The following is a 12,821-nucleotide window of genomic DNA, read 5'->3' on the forward strand; positions in this document are numbered from 1 at the left end:
CAAAACAAAGGTGCTGATCACTACTATTGCACAGAATCAGCACCTTTTCATATATCGTTATTTCTTTTTCTGCATACCTGGAAATCGCCGAAAATAATAGATGACAAACAGTACCGCAGTAATTATCCAGGACACCGGATAACTGAGCATGATACTTTCGATCCCCGGATGAGATCTTACAAAAGCAAACAACCAGATGATACGTAAAAGACAGACTCCTCCACAGGTCAGGATCATCGGAACCAGTACTCTTCCGGCACCGCGCAGCGCTCCGGAAAGAATTCCGATCACAACATAAATGGCATAGGAGGGAATCAGGAAACGGATCATATGCACCCCAATGTCTACAACCACCTGATCGGTTGTAAACAAATGGTAGATCGGATTTGCGAACAGGATAAGTGCTCCGCTTACAATAAACGCTGAAATGTATGACATCACCATACAGACGCGGACACTTTTTCGCATGCGGTGGTATTTTCCGGCACCATAATTCTGTCCCACAAAGGTGGTAATTGAGATGGCAAAAGCATTGCATACCATCCAGAACACCGCATCAATCTTTCCCATAGTTCCCCAGGCTGCCACTGTGTCAGTCCCCAGTTCATTGACAAAAATCTGAATGGTGAGATTGGCAATATTATACATCACCGATTCCAGTCCTGCCGGAAGTCCAATCCTGAGAACTGCCCCCAAAGACCGGAGATCAAAACGGATCTCATGAAATTCCAGACGATAAATATCCTCTGCGCGCATCAGGAACCAGGTTACAAGGATGGCACTGACTGCCTGGCAGCTGACTGTTGCAAGTGCAACACCGAGGACTCCCATATGGAAGATCACTACAAATACAACATCCAGCAAAATATTCAACAAACAGGTAATGATCAGCACATAGAGCGGTCTTTTGGAATCCCCCACTGCTCTTAAGATACTGGATACCATGTTGTAGACCAGATTGAAAAATGTTCCCGCAAAATAGATATGCAGGTACAGCACAGAATCGGGAATTACTTCTGCCGGTGTTTTCATCAGGTGAAGGATCGGCTCAGCCAGGATAAAACCTGCTGTTCCCACAATAATACTGGCAGCCAGGCAGAAGATCATGGATGTGTGAAGTGCTTTTTTAAGGTTTTTGTGGTCTTTCGCTCCGTAAAACTGAGAAATCACTACAGACGCACCGGAACATAAACCTACAAAAAAACCTACGATGAGATTCACGATCATACTGGATGAGCCTCCTACTGCTGCCAATGCTTCTTTTCCCACAAAGCGGCCTACTACAACTGTATCGGCAGTATTGTAGATCTGCTGGAACAGAGTTCCAAACAAGATCGGAAAAAAGAATATCAGAAGCTGCTTCCAGATCACACCCTCTGTGATCTGGTTCACGGCGGTATTTTTCTGATTCTTGTTCTGTTTCATATTTTTTTATTTCCCCCCAGAGTATAAAAAAAGCCGGTATACTTATCTCAGCATACCAGACTCTTTTCGCATCATATATTGACTGTCTAATTAAAATTAGTCCTCAACTTTGATGATTTCCTTCTTATTGTAGCTTCCGCAAGCTTTGCAAACTCTGTGTGGCATCATAAGTGCTCCACATTTGCTACATTTAACAAGGTTCATAGCGCTCATTTTCCAGTTCGCTCTTCTCTTGTCACGTCTAGCTTTGGAAGATTTGTTCTTAGGACAAATGGACATAGGTTACACCTCCTTAAATTTACTGAATATATCACTGATAGCTGCCATGCGGGGATCCTTAGGCTCCTCCTTGCATCCGCAGGGACCTTCGTTCAGGTTCTTCCCGCAGCGGCTGCAGATACCTTTACAGTCTTCTTTACATAAGACCTTTAAAGGCCAGCATATCAATACCTCAAGATAGACCAACCGGTCCACATCCAGGTTCATACCTGTGAGATAGCTGCTTTCATCCAGATCATTGACACGCTCTTCATCAGAAAGCTTCATATCGAGCTTCTTCTTAAATTCCAGCGGTATCTCGACGGCTACTGTCTCAAGACAGCGGTCACAGGGAATACCCACTGTGATCTTACCGGTTCCAGTAAGCTCAAGAACCTTATCACCGGTATTGGTGATCGTAAGCTCTACCGGTTCCTTCGCAAGTACCGGAAAACTTCCCATCTGAAAATCAATCTTCTCCAGTTCAGGAGCAACTGATTCCTGGATCGTCTTGCCATCACAGGAAGAAATGTCTAATAAATGAATCTGCATAAGTCTCTCCTATCCACACTCAATCCATTATACATATGGTCTTGTGATTTGTCAACGTTATTTTCGGGAAAATATTACATTTTTTTAATTTTTTGTTACTGTTGGCTTAATCAGAAATTCGGGGTAAATTACGGGGGTGGACCTTTAATTGTCCGCCCCCCGAATGTATACTGCTGATCCACAGTAATATATAATTCTGCCTGATTACCGATCATGCCCGAACGGTTCTGTACCGGTACTGAAACAGCTGATTATACCAGTGCTACAGTCTCACGGCAGATTGCAAGCTCCTCGTTTGTCGGGATAACTGCAACCTTAACCTTGGAATCCGGTGTGGAAATCACGATTTCCTCGCCACGATGTCCATTAGCATCTTTGTCAAGTGTTACGCCAAGGTATCCGAGATAGCTGACAACCTTCTCACGTACCGGGATCGCATTCTCACCGATACCTGCTGTGAAGACGATCGCGTCAACACCATTCATTGCTGCAACATATCCGCCTACGAATTTAGCGATGCCATAGCAGAGAACGTCGATGGCATTAGCTGCATCCTCGTTTCCGCCTTCAGCTGCCTCGTTGAGGTCACGGAAGTCGCTGGAAAGTCCGCCGGAAAGTCCGAGAAGACCAGATTTCTTGTTGAGTACGTTCATAACGCCCTCAATGTCCAGGTTCTCTTTCTTAGCAATGAACTCCATGATAGCCGGATCGATGTTACCGGAACGAGTTCCCATAACAACACCTTCAAGTGGTGTAAGACCCATTGTTGTATCTACACATTTGCCATTTACAACTGCGCTGATGGAAGATCCGTTTCCAAGGTGGCAGACGATAACTTTGGAGTTGTCTTTGTCAAGGCCAAGGAAATCAACAGCTCTCTTGGATACGAAGCTGTGGGATGTTCCGTGGAAACCGTATCTTCTTACTTTATATTTCTTGTAGAAGTCAAGCGGAAGTCCATAGAGATATGCTTTAGCAGGCATTGTCTGATGGAAAGCGGTATCAAATACGCCTACCTGCGGTACGCCTGGCATAAGCTCTGCACATACACGGATACCAATGAGGTTAGCCGGGTTGTGGAGCGGTGCAAGGTCATTGCACTCTTCTACTGCTTTGATCATCTCGTCTGTGATCACTGCGGAAGAAGCAAATTTCTCGCCTCCGTGTACGACACGATGTCCGATCGCATTAACCTCTTTAAGGCTTCCGATCGCACCTGTCTTATCGTTTGTAAGAGCATCCAGTACCATCTGGATTGCTTCTTTATGTGTTGGCATAGCTGCCTCTGTGATCTCTTTGTCACATCCGGCTTTCTGGTATACCAGTCTTCCGTCGATACCGATTCTCTCGCAGAGACCCTTTGCAAGTACATTCTCTGTCTCAGAATCGATTAACTGATATTTTAATGAAGAACTTCCACAGTTGATAACTAATACGTTCATGATTTAACTCTCCTGATCTTTTAATAATTATTTATCCTCTGCCTGGCACTGTACTGCTGTGATCGCTACAACACCTACGATATCATCTGCAGAGCATCCGCGAGACAGGTCGTTTACAGGTTTTGCGATACCCTGTGTAACAGGTCCGTATGCTTCTGCTTTACCAAGACGCTGAGCAAGCTTGTATCCGATGTTACCTGCATCAAGGTCAGGGAATACCAGTACATTAGCTTTACCTGCTACTTCGCTTCCCGGTGCTTTGGATGCGCCTACGCTTGGAACAATAGCTGCATCAAGCTGGAACTCTCCGTCAAGTTTAAGCTCCGGATGCTCCTCTTTGGCAATTCTTGTAGCTTCTACGACTTTATCTACGTCAGGATGCTTTGCACTTCCCTTAGTGGAGTGGGAAAGCATAGCTACGATCGGCTCCTCCTGAACAAGGAGCTTGAAGGACTCAGCAGAAGATGCTGCGATCGCAGAAAGCTCATCCGGAGTCGGGTTCTGGTTCAGACCGGAATCAGCAAATACGAATGCACCGTTTGCACCATACTCGCAATCAGGAACAACGATCAGGAAGAATGCGGATACAAGCTTGGTTCCCGGTTTTGTCTTCAGGATCTGAAGGCATGGACGAAGTGTATCTGCTGTAGAATGGCATGCACCGGATACCATACCGTCTGCATCCCCCATCTTAACCATCATTACGCCATAGTATGGGTACTGAGTATGAAGGATCTCTTTCGCTTTCTCAGGTGTCATTCCCTTCTTTGCTCTCAGCTCTACAAATTTATCAATATATGCCTGAGTTCTGTCAGATTTCTCCGGATCTACGATCTGTGCACCGGAAATATCAAAGCCGCCCTCTGCAGCTTTCTTGTTGATCTCTTCCTCATTACCGATGAGGATGATCTTTGCAACTCCCTCTTTCAGAATCTTGTCAGTTGCCTCAAGAGTTCTCATATCCTCTGTCTCTGGCAGTACAATTGTTTTTACGCTTTCTTTTGCTCTTTTTTTAAGCAGTTCAACAAATCCCATGATTAAATGGCTCCTTTCTTGATGTAACAAAAACGCTAGTGTCTGTTCGGGCACTACACTATGTTTATTATACCCCCTTACCCTTTTCTTTTCAAGCGTTTCATTGTCAGAAAATGGCTATACTGCGTATTTTTTGAAGTGCAATTGTTACTGTTTATCGACAATGTTCTGCGATGTGTTTTTTGTGGATAAAGATCACAGATGGCCCGAGGATTTCGGCGCATGATCATAAATTTGCGTAATTTCTGTATCTCACAAAGGGTGTTGCCGGACCCAGAGCGGACAGCAGCATTCGGGTTTATGGCAGCAAAAACAGATTTCGAATGCCGCTTAACTTTTTACATTGCTTATGTTAAAATAGCACCATTATAATTTTCAGAAACGGCAGGTACTTTTTTATATGAAAGTTGTTGGAATCATTGCAGAATATAACCCATTTCACAAAGGTCACGAATACCAGATCCGCTATGCCCGGGAGATCCTTGGTGCTGATTATATTGTGATCGCCATGAGCGGGGATTTTGTCCAAAGAGGGGCTCCTGCCCTTATGGAAAAACATCTCCGGGCTGAGATGGCTCTTCTCGGAGGCGCCGATCTGATCCTGGAAATGCCGGTACGGACAGCAACGGCCAGTGCGGAAGGATTTGCCGCAGGTGGCGTAAGCCTTCTTGACGGGCTTGGTGTTGTAGATGAGCTATGTTTCGGAAGTGAATGCGGAGATACAGAGACTCTTATGAATATTGCACAGATTCTTGTAAAGGAACCGTTTGAATACCGCAAACTCCTTCAGCAGAATCTTCGTACCGGAATGAGTTTTCCTGCTGCAAGAAGCAGTGCTTTGATCCGTTACATGCGAGAAAAAGCCACTTCCGTGCATAACACATTCGGCGTTTCATCAGAACATATTGAACTCATTCTTTCTTCTCCCAATAACATCCTGGGAATCGAATACTGCAAAGCGCTTCTCCGTCTTAACAGCCGTATCCTTCCTCATGCACTTTTAAGAAAGGGAAGTGGTTATCATGATACGGATTTTTCTCTTCTTTCCGACGAAGAATTTCCCTCTGCTTCCGGCATCCGGAGCCTTATGAAAAAATCCCAAGGAACTGTGCAGTCTGCTGATCTTTCCCGGTTGATCCCTTCTGCTTCCCTTCCCGGATTCCTGGATTCTCTCAAAAAAGGAGCATGGCTTTCTGACTCAGCACTGGATCTTCCTCTGCATTACAAACTGCTTCTGGAATCCGAAGAAACTTTAAAAATGTATCCGGAGCTTTCGGATGCACTGATCCGGCGTATCCTAAAATCCCGAAATCAATATGAAGGTTTTTCCCAGTTTGCGGATCTTTTGAAAACACGGGATATTACCCGTTCTGCTATCTGCCGCAGCCTTGTCCGGATCTTTCTTGACCAAAAAACAAAAGCACCCGGACACATTCCCTATGCCCGGGTACTTGGCTTTCAAAAAAACAGCACTCCGCTTCTCAGCCAGATCAAGAAAAACTCATCGATCCCGCTGATCACCAAAGCCGCCGATGCATCTGCGATCCTCGATGAAACTGCGCTTCGACTTTTTAATGAAACCTGTGCGGCTTCCAATCTTTACGAAATGCTTCTCTGCCACAAAACAGGTCAGCCTTTCATCCACGAGATGAAAAAGCCGCTGCGGATCATTTAAGATCCACAGCGGCTTAAACGCTGATAAGTAATCTTTTCATGGCTTGAGATCGGATTTTGAACAACTTTCAGTTATTCAGTTTAATCCGCTTTTTCGGATCGCTTCCACTGCTTCCCGGATCTTCTCCGGCGGAAGTACCAGGGCGAAACGTACGTAGCCCTCTCCGTGGGGACCAAAGCTTGCTCCCGGAGTCACGATGACGCCGGCCTTTTCCATCAGTTCCATACAGAATGCCATGCTGTCGGTGCGGCCACCCGGGATCTTCGCCCAGACAAACATGGTGCCTTTTCCATTTGGAAGTTCCCATCCGATATCACGAAGTCCCTGGCAGAGAGCATCTCTTCTCTCCTGGTACTTCTGACACTGTTCTTTTACGCTGTCCAGCGGTCCCTGAAGTGCTGCAATAGCTGCTTTCTGAAGCGGCAGGAACATGCCGAAGTCGATCTGGCTTCTCAATTTGCGGAGCGCTGCGATCACATCCGGTCGGCCTACCAGAAAGCTAAGTCTTGCGCCCGTAACATTGAAGGATTTGGAAAGACTGAAAAATTCCACTCCAATATCTTTCGCTCCCGGAGTGGCCAAAAAACTTCCTCCAAATGCCCCGTCAAAAATAATATCGCTGTACGCATTATCATGAATGATCAGAATATCATATTTTTTCGCAAATTCCACGATTTCTTCGTAAAGTCCCGGAGTGGCAATGCTTCCTACCGGGTTGGACGGCAGGGATACTACCATATATTTAGCCTTATTCGCTATTTCTTCCGGAATTCCCTTTACATAGGGAAGAAAATCATGCTCTGCAACCAGCGGATAATAGTAAGGAACTGCTCCTGCCATCAGACTTCCTGCTGCAAATACGGGATAGCACGGATCCGGAAGAAGTACTGTATCTCCCTCATCACAAAGCGCCATGCCAAGATGCCCCATTCCTTCCTGACTTCCATAAACAGTCATTACCATGTCCGGTGTCAGTTCCACATCAAAACGTTTCTTATAATAAGTACAGACTACGTCCAGAAGCTCCGGCAGATCGCGGAGACTGTATTTCCAGTTGTTATCATCCATAGCTGCTTCCGCTACAGCTTTCTTGATATATTCCGGAGTCTTGAAATCCGGAGTTCCCACACTCATGTTATAGATCTTCATGCCCTGTGCTTCCAGCTCCATACGTCGGTTGTTCAGAGCAGCAAAAATTTCATCTCCAAATCGGTCCAGTCTTTTTGAAAACTGCATGTCATTCGTCCCTCTTCCATAATAAATTATTATCGTCGGTGCCTATAGGCACTCGCATTCCGCTCTGCTGCATATTCATAAACGAAATCGCAAAACGATTTTATATATTTTATCACGGTAACGTGACATACTCAAGAATTTTCATAAAAAAAAGAACCATCACCTGTGTAAAGCAGCTATTCATTTTCCACTTTACACATGATCGGTAACGGTTCTTCATTATTTATTCCGTTTATTCAGACAAAAGAATACGGTCATTATCCAAAGCCTTGCCCACTCCCGTTTTAAATTTCTCAAGAAGGCCATCCACGGTCATATCCTTCTTCTCTTCCCCTCCGATATCCAGCACGATATTGCCGGAGTCCATCATCAGGATACGGTTACCAAGATCAATTGCTGACTGCATATTGTGTGTGATCATCAGACAGGTCAGCTGATTTTCTTCCACGATCCGTCTGGTGAGATTAAGGACTTTCTCAGCAGTTCCCGGATCAAGGGCTGCAGTATGCTCATCCAGAAGAAGTAATTTCGGCGGATTCATGGTTGCCATCAAAAGCGTCAGCGCCTGTCTCTGTCCACCGGAAAGAAGACCTACCGGATGGCTCATCCGCTCTTCCAGCCCAATGTCCAGCTTCTTTAATTCCTCACGAAAACGCTCTTTTTCCTGCCGGGTCGTGCGGGAAAGCCACCCACCCTTGCCGGCTGCAAGTGCAAGATTCTCTTCGATCGTCATTCCCGGTGCAGTACCACGCATCGGATCCTGATAAAGACGTCCGATCTCTTTTGCGCGTGCATGCTGCGGCATAAATGTGATATCCCTGCCATCCAGCTCGATCGAACCGGCATCTGTAAGAAAATCACCGCAGATTGCATTAAAAAGTGTTGATTTTCCTGCACCATTGGAACCGATGATCGTAGCAAAGTCGCCTTTTTTCAGTTCCAGGGAAAGATCTGTGATCGCCTTTTTTTCGTTTACGGTTCCCGGATTAAATGCTTTTGAAATATGGCTGATTTTCAGCATGGATCATCTTCCTCCTTTTGTATGAGTCATTCTTCTTCGGATCTGCGGCCACTGTTTCTTAAGATATGGACCGGAAATTGCAAGAACAACGATCACAGAAGATACCAGCTTCAGCATAAATGCCGGCATGTTGAAACGAAGTGCAATGGTATATACAAGACGGAAAATAAAGGAACCAAGCACCATTCCCACCGCTCTCACAAAAATTCCTCCATGTCCGAGAAGGGTATCTCCGATCAGCAAGGATGCCAGTGCGATGGTGACCATACCCTGACCGATGTTGATATCTACGGATTTCTGTGACTGAGACAGAAGACATCCGGAAAGTGCGGTAAATGCATTTGCCACGCAAAGGCCGATCATCGTTGTAAAGACCGGATTGATGGAGGAAGATTTTACCATATCAGAATTATTTCCGGTTGCCCGGATCGCAAGGCCAAGTCTTGTTTTCAGAAAGAATACCAGAAATACGATCACGAGGATCACTGCGATGGCTGCAATGAGGATATCTTCCCTGCCTTTTAACGGTGTACCTGCAAGCGCATCCTTCATCATGGTAAATACTGTGGTCGTCCGATTCATATTGATCAGGGATGAGCCTCCCATAACTGCGATATTTACGGAATATAACGCCGTATTTACAATGATACCTGCAAGCAGGCTGTCTACTCCCAGCTTCGTCTGCAGGATAGCCGTTACAAATCCTGATGTAACACCTGCTGCCATGGCTGCCGCAATGGACAGAAACGGATGTCCGCTTACAGCAACTACGGCTCCTACAGCGGCCCCGAAGGTAAAGCAGCCATCTGTAGAAAGGTCGCAGACATTCAGCATGGAATAACTAAGGAACAAAGCAAGAACTGTCAGAGAACAGATCAGTCCAAGCTTCAGGGCAGTCTCCCCGAGGGAGAGCATAGTTGCAATCGTCACAGTGATTTCCTCCAATTGGATTTATTTCATAACTGCTCACAAAAGTGAGCGGTTAATTTATTTTGATTCTACTTCATCAAAGCTTTCTGCAGTTGTGATCTCATTTACCTGTGTGCAGAGAGGCTCAAATGCCTTCTTTACGGTATCGAAATCAAGTCCAAGTGCCTTGCAGGTTTCTGTATTAACTGTTGCAGTACCATTGTCAAAGGTTTCAACAGCTGTCTTAGACGGATCCGCATTATCTATCAGGATGTCAGCGATCATATCGGCTGTTTTCTGTCCCAGATTTGCATAATCAACACCATATCCTACAAAAGCACCATTTAATGCAAAGGAGTCGGCACCTGTGTAGTGCGGGATTCCTGCGTCGATGAATTTTTCATAAATAGAAAGTTCTGCTGTCATGATGGTGTTGTCCGTAGGTGTAAATACGGCATCCACACCGTCAGCGATCAGTGCATCTGCTGCGAGCTGGACTTCATCGGTAGTGGTTCCGGTACGCTCTACATATTCGATTCCCTCTTTATCCAGATAATCTTTTGCTTCCTGGATCGCTGTTGTGGAGGAATCCTGTCCGACATCATAGAGAAGACCGATCTTCTTTACATCCGGATTCTGTGCCTGGATCAGCTTCATGATAGAAGAAGTATCCAGGTAATCGCTGGTTCCTGTGATATTTGCACCAGGAGCATCCAGAGAATCTACAAGACCGGAGCCAACCGGATCAGATACTGCGGAGAAAACAACCGGTGTATCGCTTCCCTCTGTAGCGGACTGCATACGCATTGCCACCGGTGTAGCCACACCAACCATCAGGTCAACCTTATCCGCCTGAAAATCTGAAATGATCTGTTCCATAACACTGGCATCTGCATTACAGTTATCATAAGACACATCAAATGTGACACCCTTTTCTTTGCCAAGCTCCTCCAGACGGGACTGGATGTTGTCTACGATCTGGTTCAGGGAAGCATCATCTACATAATTGCAGATGCCCACTTTAAAATCCTCCGCCATAACCGGGCTTGTCATCATCATAGTTGTTGCTGCTACTGCTGCTGCAATCACTAACATTCTTTTTTTCATGGTTTTGTTCTCCCTTCTTATTTCCGCTTATGATTACCTTTTGTACACCTTGCGGTCTGCTTTTCCGGAACAACTTTCATGCGACAGAATCGCTTTTCCTGTAACACAAAAACCGTCCCAAGCTTATATCATGCTTGAGACGGTAATAAAAGTTCTTTATTATCGCGGTACCACTCAAATTGACGAATCGTCCACTTTCCGGTGTACTAACATACACTCCTCATTGGTAACGGGTTCGGTTCCCGTCGGCGCCTACTGTACAGATAAATAGTTCGGGCCGCCCTCGAAAGTCCATTCAACATCTGGTCCCCTGCGGATTTCCACCATCACCGCTCTCTGTGAAGCTTCCTGAAATGTTTACTTCTCTTTCTCACTGGTTTGTTTTTTAAGTTGTATTTACTTTAGCACATCAACGTGAGTCTGTCAAGCCCAAAAATAAAATTAATTCTTAAAGCTGTGGATCGGTGCCGGGATCCTTCCACCTCTCTGTACAAATGCATCACAGGAGAAGGAATTTACAGGCATGATCGGAGCATAGCCAAGAAGACCTCCGAACTCAACCGTTTCGCCCACACCCTTACCGATAACCGGGATGAGACGTACTGCAGTTGTCTTCTGATTTACCATACCGATAGCAGACTCATCTGCAATGATACCTGCCAGTGTAGTCGCCTTGGTATCTCCCGGAACTGCGATCATGTCCAGACCAACAGAGCATACACAGGTCATGGCTTCCAGCTTCTCCAGAGTAAGAGCTCCCTCGTTTACCGCATCGATCATTCCCTGATCCTCGCTGACAGGAATAAAGGCACCACTTAATCCGCCCACAGCAGCTGCTGCCATAACGCCGCCTTTCTTCACCTGGTCGTTGAGAAGTGCAAGCGCTGCAGTTGTTCCAGGTGCACCGGCTCTCTCAAGGCCGATCTCTTCCAGGATCTCAGCTACGGAATCACCGATAGCCGGTGTCGGTGCAAGAGAAAGATCCACAATACCAAACGGCACGTCAAGACGCTTGGATGCCTCACGTGCAACCAGCTGTCCAACTCGTGTAACTTTGAATGCGGTACGTTTGATCATCTCGCAGAGAGTTCCGAAGTCCTCGCCACGAACCTGCTCCAGAGCTTTCTTTACAACGCCAGGGCCACTGACACCTACGTTGATGATGCAGTCCGCCTCTGTGACACCGTGGAACGCGCCTGCCATAAACGGGTTATCATCCGGTGCGTTACAGAATACTACCAGCTTGGCACATCCAAGAGAATCCTGGTCCTTAGTAGCCTCTGCTGTTGCGAGGATGATCTCGCCCATCAGCTTTACGGCATCCATGTTGATACCGGTCTTGGTGGAACCAACGTTTACAGAACTGCAGACGCGCTCTGTTTCTGCCATTGCCTGAGGAATGGAGCGGATAAGAAGCTCCTCTGCCGGAGTCATTCCTTTGCTTACCAGTGCAGAATATCCGCCGATAAAGTTAACGCCAACTTCCTTGGCACATTTATCCAGCGTTCTTGCAATGGTCACAAAATCCTCCGGTTTCTTACATACAGCCCCGCCAACCAGAGCAATGGGTGTTACGGAAATTCGTTTATTTACAACCGGGATACCGTACTCGGTTGCGATCTTATCACCGGTAGCTACCAGATTTCTGGCCTTTGTGGTGATCTTTTCGTATATTTTCTGATTCAGTGCATCCAGGTCAGGATCGATACAGTCCAGAAGGCTGATTCCCATGGTGATGGTACGCACATCCAGATTCTCCTGCTCGATCATTTTATTTGTCTCGTTTACCTCAAAAATATTGATCATTTTATTTTCTCCCTGATGATTGATGTAAAGTAGATATCATATGCATTGGCAATCCGCATTCGCTGCTTGATCATACTCGATGCATCATGTTAAAAATATCTTCATGCTGGCAGTGGATCACAACACCGATCTCCTTGCCCAGATTTTCAAGCTCTTTTGCAAGTTCACCGCCATCCTTTTCACATTTTGCTGTGTCTGCGATCATCATCATGTTGAAGTAACCCTGAACGATGGTCTGAGAAATATCCAGAATATTAACCTGATTCTCTGCAAGATATGTACAAACCTTTGCAATAATTCCTACTGTGTCATTTCCTACTACTGTGATAATTGTCTTCTTCATCGTTTTTTCCTT

12 protein-coding genes and 1 other annotated feature are annotated in these 12,821 nt (G+C 45.9%); of the genes, 1 reads left to right on the forward strand and 11 read right to left on the reverse strand.

Going from position 1 to position 12,821, the window contains the following annotated elements:
• Positions 1-57: 57 nt before the first annotated feature.
• From ACTNDQ_RS07835 to pta, 5 genes are all read right to left on the reverse strand, one after another.
• A complete protein-coding gene (locus tag ACTNDQ_RS07835; RefSeq protein WP_288787945.1) occupies positions 58-1,425 on the reverse strand; it encodes an MATE family efflux transporter in 1,368 nt (455 codons plus the stop codon).
• Between the two features lie 96 nt (positions 1,426-1,521).
• Positions 1,522-1,704: a 50S ribosomal protein L32 gene (rpmF, locus tag ACTNDQ_RS07840; protein ID WP_015525241.1), complete on the reverse strand. Its 183-nt coding sequence runs from the start codon at positions 1,702-1,704 to the stop codon at positions 1,522-1,524.
• A gap of 3 nt (positions 1,705-1,707) precedes the next feature.
• Positions 1,708-2,235 (reverse strand): YceD family protein, encoded by a 528-nt coding sequence (locus ACTNDQ_RS07845; RefSeq protein ID WP_015525242.1) that lies wholly within the window; start codon positions 2,233-2,235, stop codon positions 1,708-1,710.
• Between the two features lie 251 nt (positions 2,236-2,486).
• Entirely contained in the window at positions 2,487-3,677 is a 1,191-nt protein-coding gene (locus ACTNDQ_RS07850; protein WP_118369303.1) for an acetate/propionate family kinase, read from the reverse strand.
• 27 nt (positions 3,678-3,704) lie between these two features.
• Entirely contained in the window at positions 3,705-4,712 is a 1,008-nt protein-coding gene (gene pta / locus ACTNDQ_RS07855) for a phosphate acetyltransferase (RefSeq protein WP_015525244.1), read from the reverse strand.
• 400 nt (positions 4,713-5,112) lie between these two features.
• On the opposite strand from pta, the gene ACTNDQ_RS07860 reads away from it, so the two are divergent.
• The gene (locus ACTNDQ_RS07860; protein WP_278796544.1) at positions 5,113-6,387 is read left to right on the forward strand and encodes a tRNA(Met) cytidine acetate ligase; all 1,275 of its coding nucleotides are present in this window, start codon (positions 5,113-5,115) and stop codon (positions 6,385-6,387) included.
• 75 nt (positions 6,388-6,462) lie between these two features.
• On the opposite strand, the gene ACTNDQ_RS07865 is transcribed toward ACTNDQ_RS07860, so the two are convergent.
• The 6 genes from ACTNDQ_RS07865 to ACTNDQ_RS07890 form a co-directional block, all read right to left on the reverse strand.
• Positions 6,463-7,623: a pyridoxal phosphate-dependent aminotransferase gene (locus ACTNDQ_RS07865; protein WP_441064348.1), complete on the reverse strand. Its 1,161-nt coding sequence runs from the start codon at positions 7,621-7,623 to the stop codon at positions 6,463-6,465.
• Positions 7,624-7,855: 232 nt separating this feature from the next.
• A complete protein-coding gene (locus tag ACTNDQ_RS07870) occupies positions 7,856-8,644 on the reverse strand; it encodes an ABC transporter ATP-binding protein (protein WP_279198873.1) in 789 nt (262 codons plus the stop codon).
• 3 nt (positions 8,645-8,647) lie between these two features.
• Positions 8,648-9,559, reverse strand: a complete 912-nt coding sequence (locus ACTNDQ_RS07875) for an ABC transporter permease subunit (protein ID WP_279198879.1) — start codon at positions 9,557-9,559, stop codon at positions 8,648-8,650.
• A gap of 72 nt (positions 9,560-9,631) precedes the next feature.
• Positions 9,632-10,660: an ABC transporter substrate-binding protein gene (locus tag ACTNDQ_RS07880; RefSeq protein WP_021652537.1), complete on the reverse strand. Its 1,029-nt coding sequence runs from the start codon at positions 10,658-10,660 to the stop codon at positions 9,632-9,634.
• Between the two features lie 132 nt (positions 10,661-10,792).
• Positions 10,793-11,043: a binding site (T-box leader), on the reverse strand.
• A gap of 58 nt (positions 11,044-11,101) precedes the next feature.
• Positions 11,102-12,466 (reverse strand): PFL family protein, encoded by a 1,365-nt coding sequence (locus ACTNDQ_RS07885; protein WP_279198871.1) that lies wholly within the window; start codon positions 12,464-12,466, stop codon positions 11,102-11,104.
• A 70-nt stretch (positions 12,467-12,536) separates the two neighbouring features.
• Entirely contained in the window at positions 12,537-12,809 is a 273-nt protein-coding gene (locus ACTNDQ_RS07890; protein WP_015525249.1) for an ACT domain-containing protein, read from the reverse strand.
• Positions 12,810-12,821: the final 12 nt, after the last annotated feature.

Origin of the sequence: Blautia massiliensis (ex Liu et al. 2021), from assembly GCF_052064225.1 — a bacterium.
In the GTDB taxonomy this organism is placed as follows: domain Bacteria; phylum Bacillota; class Clostridia; order Lachnospirales; family Lachnospiraceae; genus Blautia_A; species Blautia_A fusiformis.

Coding starts and splice junctions, on each gene's coding strand:
- ACTNDQ_RS07835 (WP_288787945.1), bottom strand. CDS start 1,425: ATGAAACAGAACAAGAATCAGAAAAATACCGCCGTGAACCAGATCACA.
- rpmF (WP_015525241.1), bottom strand. CDS start 1,704: ATGTCCATTTGTCCTAAGAACAAATCTTCCAAAGCTAGACGTGACAAG.
- ACTNDQ_RS07845 (WP_015525242.1), bottom strand. CDS start 2,235: ATGCAGATTCATTTATTAGACATTTCTTCCTGTGATGGCAAGACGATC.
- ACTNDQ_RS07850 (WP_118369303.1), bottom strand. CDS start 3,677: ATGAACGTATTAGTTATCAACTGTGGAAGTTCTTCATTAAAATATCAG.
- pta (WP_015525244.1), bottom strand. CDS start 4,712: ATGGGATTTGTTGAACTGCTTAAAAAAAGAGCAAAAGAAAGCGTAAAA.
- ACTNDQ_RS07860 (WP_278796544.1), top strand. CDS start 5,113: ATGAAAGTTGTTGGAATCATTGCAGAATATAACCCATTTCACAAAGGT.
- ACTNDQ_RS07865 (WP_441064348.1), bottom strand. CDS start 7,623: ATGCAGTTTTCAAAAAGACTGGACCGATTTGGAGATGAAATTTTTGCT.
- ACTNDQ_RS07870 (WP_279198873.1), bottom strand. CDS start 8,644: ATGCTGAAAATCAGCCATATTTCAAAAGCATTTAATCCGGGAACCGTA.
- ACTNDQ_RS07875 (WP_279198879.1), bottom strand. CDS start 9,559: ATGCTCTCCCTCGGGGAGACTGCCCTGAAGCTTGGACTGATCTGTTCT.
- ACTNDQ_RS07880 (WP_021652537.1), bottom strand. CDS start 10,660: ATGAAAAAAAGAATGTTAGTGATTGCAGCAGCAGTAGCAGCAACAACT.
- ACTNDQ_RS07885 (WP_279198871.1), bottom strand. CDS start 12,466: ATGATCAATATTTTTGAGGTAAACGAGACAAATAAAATGATCGAGCAG.
- ACTNDQ_RS07890 (WP_015525249.1), bottom strand. CDS start 12,809: ATGAAGAAGACAATTATCACAGTAGTAGGAAATGACACAGTAGGAATT.